The sequence below is a fragment of the Rhizobium sp. Leaf384 genome (assembly GCF_001424065.1).
Taxonomy (GTDB): Bacteria; Pseudomonadota; Alphaproteobacteria; order Rhizobiales; family Rhizobiaceae; genus Ferranicluibacter.
In genome coordinates this window covers 1373987-1386981 of the sequence record NZ_LMQE01000001.1, presented here as the reverse complement: position 1 = coordinate 1386981, position 12995 = coordinate 1373987, and the positions used below count along the sequence as shown (strand labels likewise).

General features: G+C 64.2%; 10 protein-coding genes and 1 tRNA gene. 3 read left to right on the top strand and 8 right to left on the bottom strand.

The genetic code is table 11. From position 1 onward, the window contains the following. Positions 1-17 precede the first annotated feature (17 nt). From yihA to rpmH, 4 genes are all read right to left on the bottom strand, one after another. Positions 18-671, bottom strand: coding sequence for a ribosome biogenesis GTP-binding protein YihA/YsxC (gene yihA, locus ASG25_RS06310; protein ID WP_062470737.1), 654 nt, complete (start codon positions 669-671; stop codon positions 18-20). A 161-nt stretch (positions 672-832) separates the two neighbouring features. Next, complete coding sequence (gene yidC, locus ASG25_RS06305) at positions 833-2659, bottom strand: membrane protein insertase YidC (RefSeq protein ID WP_082479934.1); 1827 nt, start codon at positions 2657-2659, stop codon at positions 833-835. Further along, positions 2656-3054, bottom strand: coding sequence for a ribonuclease P protein component (gene rnpA / locus ASG25_RS06300; RefSeq protein ID WP_062470732.1), 399 nt, complete (start codon positions 3052-3054; stop codon positions 2656-2658). Before rnpA ends, yidC begins: the two co-directional genes overlap by 4 nt. A gap of 81 nt (positions 3055-3135) precedes the next feature. Next, positions 3136-3273 carry a 50S ribosomal protein L34 gene (gene rpmH, locus ASG25_RS06295; protein ID WP_037104763.1) on the bottom strand — a complete coding sequence of 46 codons (138 nt, stop codon included), beginning with the start codon at positions 3271-3273 and terminating at the stop codon, positions 3136-3138. A 366-nt stretch (positions 3274-3639) separates the two neighbouring features. On the opposite strand from rpmH, the gene ASG25_RS06290 reads away from it, so the two are divergent. The 3 genes from ASG25_RS06290 to ASG25_RS06280 all read left to right on the top strand — a co-directional run bounded on the left by ASG25_RS06290 (position 3640) and on the right by ASG25_RS06280 (position 7666). Further along, on the top strand, positions 3640-5748 hold the full coding sequence (locus tag ASG25_RS06290) for a methyl-accepting chemotaxis protein (RefSeq protein ID WP_062470727.1): 2109 nt from the start codon (positions 3640-3642) through the stop codon (positions 5746-5748). Positions 5749-5962: 214 nt separating this feature from the next. After that, on the top strand, positions 5963-7429 hold the full coding sequence (locus ASG25_RS06285; protein ID WP_244479343.1) for a HAMP domain-containing sensor histidine kinase: 1467 nt from the start codon (positions 5963-5965) through the stop codon (positions 7427-7429). A gap of 160 nt (positions 7430-7589) precedes the next feature. Continuing rightward, positions 7590-7666, top strand: a tRNA-Arg gene (locus ASG25_RS06280). 58 nt (positions 7667-7724) lie between these two features. On the opposite strand, the gene ASG25_RS23110 is transcribed toward ASG25_RS06280, so the two are convergent. The 4 genes from ASG25_RS23110 to putA all read right to left on the bottom strand — a co-directional run bounded on the left by ASG25_RS23110 (position 7725) and on the right by putA (position 12906). After that, positions 7725-7877 carry a hypothetical protein gene (locus tag ASG25_RS23110; protein ID WP_164490732.1) on the bottom strand — a complete coding sequence of 51 codons (153 nt, stop codon included), beginning with the start codon at positions 7875-7877 and terminating at the stop codon, positions 7725-7727. A 50-nt stretch (positions 7878-7927) separates the two neighbouring features. Beyond that, on the bottom strand, positions 7928-8416 hold the full coding sequence (locus tag ASG25_RS06275) for a DUF1810 domain-containing protein (RefSeq protein WP_062470725.1): 489 nt from the start codon (positions 8414-8416) through the stop codon (positions 7928-7930). An 81-nt stretch (positions 8417-8497) separates the two neighbouring features. After that, a complete protein-coding gene (locus ASG25_RS06270) occupies positions 8498-9094 on the bottom strand; it encodes a YigZ family protein (RefSeq protein WP_062470724.1) in 597 nt (198 codons plus the stop codon). A 116-nt stretch (positions 9095-9210) separates the two neighbouring features. Continuing rightward, a complete protein-coding gene (putA, locus tag ASG25_RS06265; RefSeq protein ID WP_062470721.1) occupies positions 9211-12906 on the bottom strand; it encodes a trifunctional transcriptional regulator/proline dehydrogenase/L-glutamate gamma-semialdehyde dehydrogenase in 3696 nt (1231 codons plus the stop codon). Between the last annotated feature and the right edge of the window lie 89 nt (positions 12907-12995).

Here is a 12995-nt window from a genome sequence, read left to right as displayed (position 1 = left end):
GACATGTCTAGAGAATATCAGTTCCTGATTGCGGTCAGGATGGCCGCGCGCAATTCGTCGAGGCCTTCGCCTTTTTCCGACGATGTCGCGACGATTTCCGGGAACGCGGCCGGGCGCTTGCGGATTTTTTCCAGCGTGTCGGCCATCAGATGCGGCACCGCACCCGCCTTGATCTTGTCTGTCTTCGTCAAGACAACCTGATAGGACACGGCGGCCTTGTCGAGAAGCGACAGCACGTCGTCGTCGTTCTTCTTGATGCCGTGACGGCTGTCGATCAGGACATAGACCCGCTTCAACGTGGCCCGGCCGCGCAGATAGTCGAAAACCAGTTTCGTCCAGGCGTCTACATGCGCCTTGGGCGCCTGCGCATAGCCGTAACCTGGCATGTCGATGAGAGCCATCGGCGGCAGGTCGCCCTCGGCGCCCGAATACCCGTCCGGCACGAAGTAGTTGAGCTCCTGTGTCCGTCCCGGGGTGTTGGAGGTCCGTGCCAGCCCCTTCTGTCCAACGAGGGCATTGATCAGCGAGGACTTGCCGACGTTCGAGCGTCCGGCAAAGGCGATTTCCGTCGGTCCTTCCGGCGGCAGAAACTCCATGGAGGGAACGCCGCGAATGAAGATCCAGGGATTGCCGAACATCGGCTTTTCGTCGTTCAGGGCGGTGTCGGTCATCGGCGGATCCCTTAGAGCGCTGCGCGTTCGATCGAAAGCGCGAAGGTCGCTCTGGACTTTGAAATGGAGCGTTTCACCTGCAGTCAGGTCGCCTGAAGAGTGAATGCTATCGGCGGAAAAGAAAACCCCGGGCTTGCGGCCCGGGGCGGGATGGTCGGTTGCTATTTCGCGGGTTTGGGTTTTCGCGAGAACACGCCCTTGATGTTGTCGATCAGCTCGATCTTGACGCCGTGCCGCTTCATGATGAAGGCCTGCTGGATCACCGACAGCGTGTTGTTCCACGCCCAGTAGATCACGAGACCCGCAGGGAAGCTTGACAGCATGAAGGTGAAGACAACCGGCATCCAGGTGAAGAGCATTGCCTGGGTCGGATCGGGCGGCGTCGGATTCATGCGCATCTGCAGGAACATCGTGACACCCATGATCAAGGGCCAGACGCCGATCATCAGTGCGTGCGGGACGCTATAGGGCAGAAGGCCGAACAGGTTGAACAGCGACGTCGGGTCCGGCGCGGACAGATCCTGGATCCAGCCGAAGAACGGCGCATGCCGCATTTCGATCGTGACGTAGATGACCTTGTAGAGCGCGAAGAACACGGGGATCTGCAGGAGGATCGGCCAGCACCCGGCAATCGGGTTGATCTTTTCTTCCTTGTAGAGCGCCATCATGGCCTGCTGCATGCCCATCCGGTCATCGCCGAACTTCTTCTTCATTTCCTCCATCTTCGGCTGGATCTTCTTCATGTTCGCCATGGACGCGTATTGCTTGCTGGCCAGCGGGAAGAAGAGGGCCTTGACGACGATGGTGGTGAGAAGGATGGCGACGCCGAAATTGCCGAAGAAGCGGAAGAAGAAGTCCATCAGCTTGAACATCGGCTTGGTGATGAAATAGAACCAGCCCCAGTCGATCAGGAGATCGAACTTCGGAATATTGTAGCTCGCCTCATAGCCATCGACCAGCGGCACCTGCTTGGCACCGGCGAAGACGAGGTTGTTCAGCGTCGTCGTCTGGCCGGGCGCCACGGTGATGGCATCCTGCTTGTAGTCGGCCTGATAACGCGGGCGACCATCGGTGAAATGCGCAAAGCGCGTCTCGTAGGGCGTCGCCTGCGGCGGGATGATGGTCGCGGCCCAGTACTTGTCGGTGATGCCGAGCCAGCCGCCGGTCGTCTTGCCGGGCTGTGCCGGCGCGTTGTCCTCGACCTTCTTGTAGCTCACCTCTTCGAGGCCGTGCTCCCCGATGACGCCGATGAAGCCTTCATGCAGAACGTACACGCTGGGTGTCGCCGGCTTGTTGAAGCGGGTGACGCGGCCATAGGTGGACAACGCGATCGGCGCGCCGGTCGGGTTCTGGATCGTGTCGTCGATCTTGAACATGAAGTGGTCGTCAACGGAGATGACGCGCGTGAAGACCACGCCCTTCTCGTTTGTATAGGTCAGCGTGACCGGCGTTTCCGTGGTCAGCCTTGCGCCTTCGGAGGCTGTCCAAACGGTGGACGGTCCGGGAACGGCGCCGGTGGAGGCATCGCCGACATAGCCGATTTCGGTGAAGTAGCCGTCCGGCGTCTCCGCGGGGCTGAAGAGGGTAATGATCGGGCTGCGGTCGTCGACCGTCTCGTGATACTCCCGCAGTTTCAGGTCGTCGAGGCGCGCGCCGGTGAGGTTGATCGAGCCGGAAAGCGCCTTCGTGTCGATGACGACGCGGGCAGACCGTGCGATGGCTTCGTCACGCGAGGCGCCCTGGGGCACTGCGCCGGGAACGGCGGTCGCTGCACCCGGAACGGCGCCCGCTGTGGCGCCGGGGATCGAGCCGTCCGTGGTTGCGGCAGGGGTCTGCTGCGCCTGCTGCTGGGTCTCCTGGGCTTGCGCGGCTTCCTGAGCGACGCGTTCGCGCTCCATCTTCGGATTGATGTAGAGGAACTGCCAGGCGATGAGGATCAGCACCGACAGGCCGATCGCGATGAAATAGTTGCGGTTCTTGTCCATCATTCTTTCCTGGAGCCGGCCGGCGGCCGTGCCTGTTTCTGCCTGCCTTCGAGAGGGGCTTCGATTCGCGTAGCGAGCATCTTAGCCAGTCGGTCGAAAGGGACGCCAAGCACCTCGCGGCGGGCGACAATCACATAATCGTGGCCGGGTTTCATTGCAAACGCGGCTTGGAGCCTGACGGCCTCGCGCAGGCGGCGGCGCATGCGGTTCCGTTCCACCGCATTGCCATGCTTCTTCGTCACCGTGAAACCGACGCGGGCGGGCTCGTCAGCCGCCTGTCTGTCGAGCACCTCGAGCAGAAAGGTGGAACCCTTCCGCTTCTCGCCGGCGCGCACGGCAAGAAACTGCGGCCGGCTTTTCAGCCGCCCGACAGTCGATTTGGGATTACCTGACGTCATGCGTCTGGGATCTCTTGTCACCGGCGGCCTCCGCCAAGGCAGGCGTGCCGGCTGTGGCGACGGCGCGGACGCCGTATGCCATTAGGCCGAAAGACGCTTGCGGCCGCGCGCGCGACGGGCAACGATGACCTTGCGGCCGCCCTTGGTGGCAATGCGTGCACGGAAGCCGTGGCGACGCTTGCGAACAAGCTTTGAGGGTTGGTAGGTACGCTTTGTCATTTATTTTAATACCGCGGTGTGCGGCCCTTCTTGGGTTTGCTTCCTTAAGCAAGCAGCGTTTCTGTCAAGGCACGGCAGAGCCGGCGAGCACGGAGCTCACCCGCCATTTCGTTCCCGGACGTGCGGCGGCTTATAAGAATAAAAGCGTCAAAGTCAATTGCCGGCCCCGGATAACCGCGTTTTCACGCAGAAGGGGGTCGCTTGTGTCCGCTGCGCCATCCCTTCGCCGGCCGATTTCGGAAGAGACGCTACCCCGGATTTGGCCGATCCCGGTACTACGTTATTAACTACTTACCGATAATTTCCCCGAAGAATGCAGGGGCGGGGTGATCTCCTGTGGGTAAAGCCGTCGGAGGAACGCGTGCCATGCGCATAAGCGGTAAGATTTCGTTGATCGTCATTGTCATGAGCGCGGTTACGCTCGTCGTCGCCGGAATGGCCCTGGCCGTCGTGCATCGCTACGATAGCCAGCTCGAAGCCTTCAAGGCGGCCTCCGAGCGCGCTTATAATGGCGAGAAGCTCAATCGTCTCGTAACCGCCGTCGTCATGGATGCGCGTGGCATCTATGCGGCGCCCTCGGCGGAAAAAGCTGCGCCTTTCGCGGAAGGCGTTTTGAAAACGCTCGACAAGATTGACGCCTTGACGGCCGAATGGCGCCCGCTGGTCCTGGCTGCCGATCTCCCGGCTTTCGATGGGGTCGTGACGCGCGCCGCCGAATTCCGCACGTTCCGGACCGAGACCGCACGCCTTGCCCGCGAGGTCTCCGTCCAGGCGGCCAACGAGCAGGGCAACAACGACAAGAATCGCGCCAACCGGAAGGCTTTCCAGGCCGAGATCGATGCGGTCGTCGCTAAGGATAAAGCCGATCTCGCGGCCATCCAGGCGGAGATCGACGGTATCGGCAGGCAGATGACCATCATGATCGTCGGCACGGCGTTCCTCGGTCTCGCCGCAGGTCTGCTGGCCGCCGCCGCCATCGCCCGTCGCGAACTCAGCCGCCCCATTTCCGAACTGACCCGATCGATGACGGCGCTTGCCGGCGGCGACCTCGAGATCGATCTCCCCCAGTCCAAGCGTTCGGACGAGATCGGAGAGATGGCGCGTGCCGTCGAGGTCTTCCGCAGCAACGGCCTTTCGGCCCGTCGCGCCAGCACGGAAGACAGTGTTCTGCGCGAAAAGACGGCCGACCTGCAGGTCAGCATGTCGCATGTCGTCGAGGCCGCCGCTGCCGGCGACTTCTCTCGCCGCATCACGCGGACCTACGGCGAAACAAGCCTCGACCGCTTTGCCGGCAACGTCAATGAACTCGTCGCAGGTGTCGATCGCGGCATCGGCGAGACCGGTCGTGTCATTGCGCGTTTGGCGCAGGGCGACCTGACCCAGCCCATGACGGGCGACTTCCAGGGTGCCTTTGCCGAACTTCAGCGCAACGTGAACGAGGCGCTCTCCGTTCTTCAGAAAACGCTCGGCGAAGTCCGCTCGACGACGCTCGAGATCACGGGCAATTCGGGCGAACTCCGCTCGGCCACCGACGATCTGGCCAAGCGCACGGAACAGCAGGCTGCCTCGCTGGAGCAAACCTCGGCTTCCCTCGGCCAGATCACGGTGGCGGTACAGACGTCCACGGAGCGCGCGCACGAAGCCACCGTCATCGTGACGCAGGCCAAGGAAGCCGCCGCCCAGTCCGGCACCGTCGTGCGCAGCGCGGTCGACGCCATGGGCCGGATCGAGCAGGCCTCCAGCGAAATCGGCAAGATCACCAACGTCATCGATGAAATCGCGTTCCAGACCAACCTTCTGGCGCTCAATGCAGGGGTCGAGGCCGCGCGGGCAGGGGAGGCCGGCAAAGGCTTTGCCGTCGTTGCCCAGGAAGTGCGCGAACTCGCCCAGCGGGCCGCGAGCGCTGCCAAGGACATCAAGGGACTCATCGCAAAGTCCGGCGCAGAAGTATCGACCGGCGTCCAGCTGGTCCAGGAAACGGGGAAGGTCCTCGGCGAGATCGAGAACCGGGTTCTGGCGATCACCGATCATATCCACTCCATTGCCACGGCCGCGCGGGAGCAGGCCACCAGCCTTGGCGAGGTCTCCTCGGCTGTCAACCAGATGGACAAGGTGACACAACAGAATGCCGCGATGGTGCAGGAGGCGAATGCCGCCACGCACCGGCTTTCCACCGAAGCCGAAACCCTCGCGCAGATGATCGAGCACTTCCGGCTCGACCAGACGCAACCTGTTGCCGCTTACGCAGCCGCGCAGGCGCGACCTGGCGGTTCGGCCACGCCGTCCCGGCCGACACCTGTAAAGGCCGTTGCAACCCGCACGCCGGCGCCGAAGGCCGCCACCGCAACTGCGCGTCCGGTCGCCTCGCCGGCCCGCAAGATGATGGGATCCGTCGCGCGCGCTTTCTCCGCAGGCTCGGCCAGTCACGCAGCACCGGCGCCAGCCGCCTCGCAGGATAATTGGGAGGAATTCTGACCGGACAGAGGAGGTCCGGACGCACCGCTGCCCGAGCGGCGGTGCCACGGCTTCCGCCGGAAAGCGCCGGCTGGTACGTTGTCGCCGGCAAACCTTGGAGGCTTCGGGTTGGAGATTCGGCTTGGGTGACCTATAATCGCGTGCATGCGTCGTCGATCGGCCGTTTGTGTCCGCGCGTCGGACGCCATGGGAACGCTGAATGTCGATCGACGCCATGAAGGAAACGGCTCTGGACGAGCCGCAGCTGCGCTCGAGTTTCCTGCGCGGCCTTTCCGGCAAGCTCCTGCTGCTGACGATCCTCTTCGTCATGATCGCCGAAATCCTGATCTTCGTCCCCTCGGTCGCCAACATGCGGCTGCGCTGGATGCAGGACCGGCTGAACACGGCCGCGGCCGCTGCGGTCGTGGTCGACGGACTGCAGAACATGCAGCTCTCCGGGCCGGTGCGCGAGGATACGCTGATGGCGACGGGGACCAAGGCGATCGCCCTGCGTCGCGCCGAGGAATCGCGCCTGATCGCCGCCACCGAAATGCCGCCCGAGGTGGACGCGAAGTTCGACGTCGCCAACACCGGGGCCGCCGGCGCCATTCGCGATGCATTCGAGACATTGCTGTTCGGCGGCGACCGGACCATCCGCTTTTATGGACCGATCGGTGAAAGCGACACGCTGATCGAGCTCGTCATGGATGAACGCAGCCTGCGCAAGGCGATGCTCGTCTATGCCCGATCCGTCTTCCTCGTCTCCATCGGCATCTCGCTCTTTACTGCGACCTTGATCTTTCTCGTCATCAACCGGGTCATGATCGCGCCCATTCGCCGCATGACCGCGAGCATGCGGGACTTTGCCGAGGACCCCGCCGATCCCCGCCGCGTGATGGAGCCCCTGCCGGGTCAGGATGAACTCGCCATGGCCGGCCGACATCTCGCTGCCATGCAGACGCAGCTGCAGAAGACGCTCAAGCAACAGAAGAACCTCGCCGATCTCGGTCTTGCCGTGTCCAAGATCAATCATGACATGCGCAACATCCTGTCTTCCGCACAGCTTTTGTCCGACCGGCTGGCGGACGTGGACGATCCCGTCGTGAAGCGGTTCGCGCCGACTCTGCTGCGCACGATCGACCGCGCCGTTGGCTACACCAGCGAGGTCTTGGAATATGGCCGCACGACCGAGCCGGAACCCCGCCGCCGCTTTCTCGCTCTGCGCCCGCTGGTGGAGGATGTCGGCGACGTCCTGGCGATCGACCCGAAGTCCGGCATCGGCTTCACCATCGCGGTTCCTGACGATCTGGAAGTCGATGCGGACGGCGAGCAGCTGTTTCGCGTCGTGCACAACATCTGCCGCAACGCCGTGCAGGCTTTGATGAACGAGAACGATCCCGGCAATCCGACGCGCACCGTGACGGTTTCGGCCATGCGCACCGGCAGCGTTGTCAGCATCACGGTGGACGATACCGGTCCCGGCATGCCGCGGAAGGCACGTGAGAACCTCTTTGCGGCCTTTCGCGGCTCGGCCCGCTCGGGCGGCACCGGGCTTGGCCTTGCGATCGCACGGGAACTCGTGCTTGCCCATGGCGGCACAATTGCACTGGTCGAGAAGGCGACGCCCGGAACACTGTTCCGCATCGAACTTCCGGACCGGCCGGTGCCGCTCGATGCGTTCCGCTCGCAGACCCGAACCTGACGTCTTGCGTCCACGCATATCGGCGTCATCCGAAACACAAATGAATTCAAGGGCGTAAAAAATCGCTGTCACAAAATTCGGCAAATGTCCCGAATTTGGCTTGCATTCATTTTCCCCAGGCTTTAGAGGATCGCCACGCACACAGCAGACGCTGTTGCACGCACCCGTAGCTCAGCTGGATAGAGCATCAGACTACGAATCTGAGGGTCGGACGTTCGAATCGTTCCGGGTGCGCCATTCTCTTCCTTGATGTCTCTGCCCGCGGAAAGTGAGAACGAGACCGCGAGAGCTGTCGTCAGCGCTTCCCGTAGAGATCCTCCACCTTGTTGTCCTGCTGCTCTTTCTCTGTTCGCGACAGTCTGCGTTGCGTGGAAAGTCCGTAGGCAAGAGCAAGGCCGAGGATGGCTGCGCCGCCGGCTGTGGCGAAAAGCCAGATGTGGTTTTCCATGTTCTTCTCCTTGAGTGTGTCGGGATCGAAGCGGTGTTCCCGCTGACTGTTTATCGACCGCCGCCGGTTGCAGCATGAAGGGCGGCGGACCGGGCAGGGGCGGGCTTCAGCAGGTCCAGCGTGCGCACATCCGGCTTGCCGCCGAAATAGCGCTTGAGGGCGATCTGGAATGGGGCGGGGCTGCGTGTTGATGACGTGGCGGCCTGGGCGAAGAGCGTCATCGAGGAGCGGAACTTCAGATCGTCCGGGCTGGAGAAGATGGCCCGCGCCGTCAACGCGTCTTCGAGCGCGTTGACCGTCGTCGTGCACTCCAGCAGGCGGCTTCCGAGAACCGGGTGCGCGAGATACGCCTGGGCTTCCGCGAGACCCGAAATGGCGAAGTGTCGCGCGGTCGGCGAAGATCCCAACCCTTCGATTTGCGGAAAGACGAACCACATCCAGTGGGTTCGCTTGTCCCCGGCTGCAAGTTCGTCCAACGCTTGGTGATAGAGGCGCGATTGCGCGTCGATGAAGCGGGCAAGGTGAAACGGATCTTTCATGGTCGTCTCCTGAATGTCAGGTAAGACTAACCAAATAGCGGCTGGTTTGTTCGCTCCGCGAACGTCCGATCGGCAGAACGGCTAGATCGGCGGGTCGTCTTCGAATGCGAGACACGCGCGGCCGCTCGTCACATCGCGTGTCAGCCGCCTCGCCGGGTCGCGCACGCTCTCGGGCACATCGACGGTCAGATCCGCGCCCGTCGCGATAAAGGCCTCGTCGACGACGACGGCGCCGAGGCTCGCCAGGCGCACCTTGACCAGCGGCAATTCCGAGAAGGTGACCCGCAGGGTACCACGCGCCATGGCGACATGCTCGACGCGTGGGGCCGAGTTCAGAGCCATGGCGGCCGTGCCGCCATAGGCGCGCATCAAGCCGCCGCTGCCGAGCAGGATCCCGCCGAACCAGCGGATGACGAGAACGACAACGTGATCGAGGCCCTGTCCGTCGATCGCCTGGAGGATGGGTTTGCCTGCTGTGCCGCCCGGTTCTCCGTCGTCGTTGAAGCGGTAGCTCTGCCCGATCCGCCACGCCCAGCAATTGTGCGTGGCCGACGCGTCCGACTGGGCCGCGATGAAGGCTCGCGCCTCCGCTTCGTCGGTCACAGGCGCAGCATGCGCCAGAAACCGGCTTTTTCGGATCTCCTGGGATAGGCTGTGTGGTCCTGCAAGGGTGAGCATGCCGCTTCCTACGCCAAACGTGACGGCGTTGTAATCCACCTCATGGCAAGAAGACCTGCAGGCGCATCCGGGCAGGACGACGCTTGGCATCGTCCGCCCGGGATGAGAGAGGCGTCTCAGCCGATCGACATCAGGCTGGCATTGCCGCCGGCCGCAGCCGTGTTCACGCTGGTGGAGACCTCCTCCAGCAACCAGTTCAGGCAATAGGCATCGGGATTGGCATCGAGTTCTTCCCGCGTTGCCGCCTGAACCAGCAGGAGCGGGCCTGGCAGTTCGGAGATCGTCTGGTTCACGGCTTTCACCCGTCCCGCATCGCCCTCGACCAGCGCGCCGGAGAAGGGGCCGGCGGAAACCCAGTCGCGGGCAAAGGTGAGACGCGCCGCGACGCTTGGCGGCAGGGCGGCCAATGTGTCTTCGAGGCCGGACCCCGCGTCGATGACGCCCCGATTGCCGGTCGCCAGCACGGCCGAGATCTGGCGGATCAGGCCTTCCGCTGTCTCCGGTACCAAGAGGATCGTGCCGCGCGGGTGCAGCGCGTAGAGATTGCGCTCGCCGACCGGACCGGGCATCTCGCTGATCAGGCCGAGTGGCGATTGGCTGCCGGTCTCGCGGGCCGCAAAAGCCTCGGCCTTCCGCCCTTGGCCGTCGAGCCATTTGGCGAAATCGAGCAAAGCCGGATCGGTATGAACCGAGCTCACCTGCGGCGGAACCGGAGCCACGCGGACGAGGCGCCCGAGATAGAGCGGCCCACCGGCCTTCGGCCCCGTGCCAGAGAGACCGCGCCCGCCAAAGGGCTGGACTCCGACCACCGCGCCGATGATGTTGCGGTTGACGTAGAGGTTCCCTGCTTTGACCCGGCTTGTCACATGCGCAATGGTCTCGTCGAGGCGCGTGTGCAGGCCGAAGGTCAGGCCATATCCCGTGGCGTTGATGTCGTCGATCAGCCGGTCCAGGTCGTCCCGCTCATAGCGCAGGACGTGAAGCACCGGTCCGAACACCTCGCGGGTGAGATCCGATAGACGCGTGATCTCGATGATCGTCGGCGCCACAAAGGTACCGTGGGCGGTGGCATCCGGCATGGCAATCTGCTCGACACGCGCGCCCTTCGTGCGCATGGCGTCGATGTGCCTGTCGATCGTTTCCTTGGCCTCGGCCGAGATCACCGGCCCGACGTCGGCGGACAGCGTGTCCGTGCGCCCGATCTCCAACTCGTGCAGGGCGCCCTTCAGCATGGCGAGCACGCGGTCGGCCACATCCGTCTGCAGGCAGAGCACGCGCAGCGCGGAGCAGCGCTGGCCGGCACTGTCAAAGGCCGAGGCGATCACGTCGGCCACCACCTGTTCGGCAAGCGCCGAACTGTCGACGATCATGGCGTTCTGACCGCCCGTCTCAGCGATCAGCGGGATCGGCTTGCCCGCTGCAGAAACGCGGGCTGCGAGCTGGGCCTGGATGAGCCGTGCGACCTCCGTCGACCCCGTGAACATGACGCCGGCCACGCCGTCGGCTCCGACCAGCGCCGCGCCCACGCGGCCGTCGCCGGGCAGGAACTGCAGCACATCCATGGGAATGCCGGCCTCATGCAGCAGCCGAACACCTTCGGCGGCGATCAGCGGTGTTTCTTCGGCGGGCTTTGCAAGCACTGGATTGCCGGCGACGAGTGCGGCGGCAATCTGTCCGGTGAAGATGGCGAGCGGGAAGTTCCAGGGACTGATGCAAACGATCGGGCCGAGCGCACCATGCGCCGGACCGAGCGTCCGCCCGGCCTGCTCCGCATAGTAGCGCAGGAAGTCGATCGCCTCCCGGACTTCGGCAATCGCGTTCGACGCGGACTTGCCGGCTTCGCGGATGATGAGGCCGAGAAGTTCCGGCATGCGCGCCTGCATGTGGTCTGCCGCACGCGACAGGCACGCGGCGCGCTCTGACGGAGCCGTTGCCGCCCATCGGGCTGCCGCTTCGCTTGCCCGCGCCACGGCCTGGATCGCGTCGGCCTCCGACGCCTCGATCACGCTGCCGACGCGATCGCGACGGTCCCCGGGGTTCTCGACAGGGCGTGCCGTCCCAGAAGACGCGCTGCCGGCAAGAAGCGGTGCCGCGGTCCAGTCGGCGCGGCCACCGGCCGAAAACGTTTGGGCCAGCATGGCCAGCGTCGTTTCGGAAGACAGATCAAGACCTGCGGAATTGCTGCGGCCGGGATAAAGTGCCGCCGGCAGGCGGATCCTGTCATGGGGCGCGCCGGGAGCCGCCATGCTGCGCACGACCTCCACCGGATCGGCGATCAAGTCGTCGATCGACACGGCAGGATCGGCAATGCGGTTGACGAAGGACGAGTTGGCGCCGTTTTCGAGGAGACGCCGGACGAGGTAGGCGAGCAGGGTTTCATGGGTTCCCACTGGCGCATAGATGCGGCAGGGCCGATCGAGCTTGTGTGCGCCGACAACCTCGTCATAAAGCGGCTCGCCCATGCCGTGCAGGCACTGGAACTCGTAGTCCCCAACCGTGAACTCCGGGCCGGCCATGGCATGGATGGTGGCGAGGCTCTGGGCATTGTGCGTGGCGAACTGGGGGAAGATCACATCCTTGGCCGCGAGCAGCTTGCGCGCGCAGGCGATGTAGGAAAGGTCCGTGTGGATCTTGCGGGTAAACACCGGGAAGTCCTCGAGCCCGTCCACCTGGGCCCGCTTGATCTCGGCATCCCAATAGGCACCCTTGACGAGGCGAACCATCATCCGATGGCCGGACCGCCGCGCGAGGTCGATGATCACGTCCAGAACCATCGGGCAACGTTTGCCATAGGCCTGAACGACGAAGCCGACGCCATGCCAGCCCGAAAGATCCGGATCGAGCCGGAGGGCCTCCAGAAGATCAAGCGACAGTTCCAGCCGGTCGGCTTCCTCGGCGTCGATATTGAGGCCGATATCATAGTGCTTGGCGATCAGCGCCAGCGCTTTCACGCGCGGCAGCAACTCGCGCATCACGCGGGCAGCCTGCGCCCGGACGTAACGGGGATGCAGAGCCGAGAGCTTGATGGAAATGCCGGGCCCCTCGTAGATACCCCTGCCGGCGGCGGCCTTGCCGATCGCATGAATGGCGTTTTCGTAGTCGGCATAATAGCGCTTGGCATCGGCCGCCGTCGTCGCGGCTTCACCGAGCATGTCGTAGGAGTAGCGGAATCCGCGGGCCTCCAGCGGCCGCGCCCGCTTCAGGGCTTCCTCGATCGTTTCGCCGGTAACGAACTGCTCGCCCATCATCCGCATGGCCATGTCGACGCCACGCCGGATGACGGGCTCGCCGGCACGGGCGATGAGGCGCGTCAGGGCCGCCGAGAGACCGCGATCATTGACGGTGGAGGTGAGCTTGCCGGTCACGACGAGACCCCAGGTGGCCGCGTTGACGAACAGCGAGCGTCCGCCGCCGACATGGGAGCGCCAGTCGCCCGTAGCAATCTTGTCGCGGATCAGCGCGTCGCGTGTGGCCGTATCGGGAATGCGCAAAAGAGCTTCCGCAAGGCACATCAGCGCCACGCCTTCCTGGCTCGACAGGGAGTACTCGTGCACCAACCCCTCGACGCCGGAGCCTTTGTGCTTGGCGCGCAGCGCGGTGATCAGCCCGCGCGCCGTCGTTGCAGCCTTCGTGCGGACGTCGTCCCCCAAGGTCGCCTGCTCGAGGAGAGCCGCAACGCAGGCAGCCTCCGGCTGGCGATAGGCGCGCGTGACGGCGGCCCGCAGGGGCGTGGGTGGCGAGAGCGGGGGCGCAAAGGCCTCTAAAGGAAGCGGCATCGTGTCGAGGGGGGACTTCAGCGACGTCTGGCTCATCGGGAGGCCTTTTCAGATGCGAAAACAGGAGCGTAAGGAGGCGATTAAACTGACGGCGAGAATACGGCCGGACGCGCCGCATCACCATC

Bases quoted from the DNA above. Each gene is read 5' to 3' on its own strand.
- yihA (WP_062470737.1), bottom strand. From the start codon at position 671: ATGACCGACACCGCCCTGAACGACGAAAAGCCGATGTTCGGCAATCCC.
- yidC (WP_082479934.1), bottom strand. From the start codon at position 2,659: ATGATGGACAAGAACCGCAACTATTTCATCGCGATCGGCCTGTCGGTG.
- rnpA (WP_062470732.1), bottom strand. From the start codon at position 3,054: ATGACGTCAGGTAATCCCAAATCGACTGTCGGGCGGCTGAAAAGCCGG.
- rpmH (WP_037104763.1), bottom strand. From the start codon at position 3,273: ATGACAAAGCGTACCTACCAACCCTCAAAGCTTGTTCGCAAGCGTCGC.
- ASG25_RS06290 (WP_062470727.1), top strand. From the start codon at position 3,640: ATGCGCATAAGCGGTAAGATTTCGTTGATCGTCATTGTCATGAGCGCG.
- ASG25_RS06285 (WP_244479343.1), top strand. From the start codon at position 5,963: ATGAAGGAAACGGCTCTGGACGAGCCGCAGCTGCGCTCGAGTTTCCTG.
- ASG25_RS23110 (WP_164490732.1), bottom strand. From the start codon at position 7,877: ATGGAAAACCACATCTGGCTTTTCGCCACAGCCGGCGGCGCAGCCATC.
- ASG25_RS06275 (WP_062470725.1), bottom strand. From the start codon at position 8,416: ATGAAAGATCCGTTTCACCTTGCCCGCTTCATCGACGCGCAATCGCGC.
- ASG25_RS06270 (WP_062470724.1), bottom strand. From the start codon at position 9,094: ATGCTCACCCTTGCAGGACCACACAGCCTATCCCAGGAGATCCGAAAA.
- putA (WP_062470721.1), bottom strand. From the start codon at position 12,906: ATGAGCCAGACGTCGCTGAAGTCCCCCCTCGACACGATGCCGCTTCCT.